Here is a 2,336-nt window from a genome sequence, read left to right as displayed (position 1 = left end):
CATTGTTTATAACATGAGTAAATAAACCAGGCTTAAGACCTGTCACTTGTGCAATTAAATGAACAAGCACTGCATATTGTGTTGTATTGAATGGTAATCCAAGTGGTGCATCTGCTGACCTTTGTACTAACATGCAGTTTAATTTTCCATCGGTTACGTCCCACATTGTAAGGAAGCAACAAGGGTGCAAGGCACCTGTTTCAAGATATGGAATTTGCCAAAGGTTTATCATCATTCTTCTATCTTGAGGATTTGTTTTTAATGCGTGGATAAGTTCATCTAGCTGGTTGAATTTTTTTACTATCCATCCATATGATGTTCCGATTGTTCCATCTTCCATCATCCATTCATTCCAAATCTTAACGTTTTGTTCTTGAAGTTTTTTTACGCTGTTTGATTGGTCTTTATATATCCAAAGTAATTCTTTTACAGCTGTTTTAAATGCAACAAATTTAGTTGTTAGAATAGGAAATTCTTTTTCTAAATTGAATTGCATTATTTGATGTGGCAGTTTATATGTTGCAACACCAGTTCTATTTTGATCGTAATATCCATTTTCTAATATGTTTTCTACTAGATTAAGATATTGTGTATCATATAGACTCATAAAGGTCACCTTCTTTCTAAGTAATCAAGTCTAATTTTATCATAAAAAGTAGTTTATAAATAAAAAAGTTTTTTGAAGGAATTTTTTAATTTCATATGAATTTCATAGTGAATAATTATTATAAAATTGTAGCATTTAACAAGAGGGGGGATAAATGAAAATTAAAAAAATTATTAAAGCTATTATAGAAAAATCAATGTTAACGTTTTTATCACTTAAAAAGATTAAAGAAGTAAAGAAGAAATTATATAATCATACAGAAGAAAAGATATTTTCTTTTAGAATCTCTTTGTTAAAAGTAACATAAAAAAAGGGGGATTATGAATGAAAATTATGGACAAGTTAGCATCGGGACTGGAAAAGTTTCTGATGCCAGTAGCAGAAAGGTTAGGACGTCAAAAACAATTATGTGCAATTAGAGATGGATTTATTGCAACATTAGCTATTTCTATGGCTGGGGCTGTAGGATCCCTACTAAAAAATGTTTTATTTCAAGACACATCTATATTAGGTGAAAAACTTAATACAATGGAATTTTATGCTGAATCAATTCAACCATTTTTAACAAAATATATGGTGCCTTTTACAGCAAATATGTGGTGGGGAACTATAGCTTTAACTACTATTTTCTTAGTTATAACAATAGCATATTCTCTTGGTAGAGCTTATGATGTTGATCCATTAGCTACTGCTTTAGTATGTTTAGCAGCATTCTTTACAATAATGCCGGATGTGGCTGAAGTTGCTGTAACTCCAGAGGGAGCAACTGAAGCAATTAAAGGTATGTCATGGGGTATGATTCATTATAGTAATTTTAACTCAACTGCTATGTTTACAGGAATGTTAGTTGCTATAATTGGTGCACAGATATTTATATGGTTTACTAAAAAAGGTTTCACAATTAAGATGCCAGAACAAGTACCACCAGCTGTATCCAAAGCATTTGCTGCAGTTGTACCAGCAGTTATAGTTGTAGGACTTGCAGGTATGGTTTATGCAATAACTTATGCAGGTGTTGGAACAGAATTAAAGGTATTAATAGAAAAAGCTATTCAAGAACCGTTAATGGCACTTGGACAATCACCAGTAACTTATATAGCATTAGCAACACTTTCTCAATTCTTGTGGTTCTTTGGATTACATGGATTAAATATGATAGAACCAGCATTAAATACTATGTATAAGCCACCTTTAATGGCTAATTTAGAAGCTGTTCAAGCTGGTGGAGAAGCGTCATTTACATTAACAAGAAATTTTATTGATGTTTATGGAATGCCAGGAGGTTCGGGAGGAACATTAGCTTTATTAATAGCTATATTCATCTTCTCAAAAAGACAAGAATCAAGAGAACTTGCAAAACTTGCAATAGCACCAGGTTTATTTAATATTAATGAGCCAGTAATTTTTGGATTACCACTTGTTTTAAATCCAATGTACTTTATACCATTTGTAATTACACCTGGTATTTGTATAGGAATTGCATATTTCTTTACAGAGGTTGTGCAGTTTGCAGACAGGATTTATATAGATGCAGGTTGGATAATGCCACCAGTAATATCAGCTGTTATAACAACAGGAGGAGATATTAAGGCAGGAATTCTTTCAGCAGGATTGATTTTATTAGCAGTATTAATTTGGACACCATTTGTAATAGCTGCTAATAAAGTAGGAAATGATAACTAAAGAATATATAAAAGTTTAAGGGAACTCCAAGATTTGGAGTTCCCTT

At 31.8% G+C, this 2,336-nt stretch carries 3 protein-coding genes; 2 read left to right on the top strand and 1 reads right to left on the bottom strand.

Annotated features, from left to right (window positions below; genetic code table 11):
• Positions 1 to 607 (bottom strand): thymidylate synthase (locus ACRC28_RS11025; protein ID WP_438543499.1); only part of this gene is annotated, 607 nt, incomplete at its 3' end.
• A 154-nt stretch (positions 608 to 761) separates the two neighbouring features.
• On the opposite strand from ACRC28_RS11025, the gene ACRC28_RS11020 reads away from it, so the two are divergent.
• The gene (locus tag ACRC28_RS11020) at positions 762 to 914 is read left to right on the top strand and encodes a hypothetical protein (protein WP_438543498.1); all 153 of its coding nucleotides are present in this window, start codon (positions 762 to 764) and stop codon (positions 912 to 914) included.
• 17 nt (positions 915 to 931) lie between these two features.
• The gene (locus tag ACRC28_RS11015) at positions 932 to 2,290 is read left to right on the top strand and encodes a PTS sugar transporter subunit IIC (protein ID WP_438543497.1); all 1,359 of its coding nucleotides are present in this window, start codon (positions 932 to 934) and stop codon (positions 2,288 to 2,290) included.
• Positions 2,291 to 2,336: the final 46 nt, after the last annotated feature.

The organism is Clostridium sp. (assembly GCF_051650885.1).
Taxonomy (GTDB): Bacteria; Bacillota; Clostridia; order Clostridiales; family Clostridiaceae; genus Clostridium.
The sequence above is the reverse complement of the archived record's forward strand: the minus strand, read 5'-3'. Positions and strand labels throughout refer to the sequence as shown.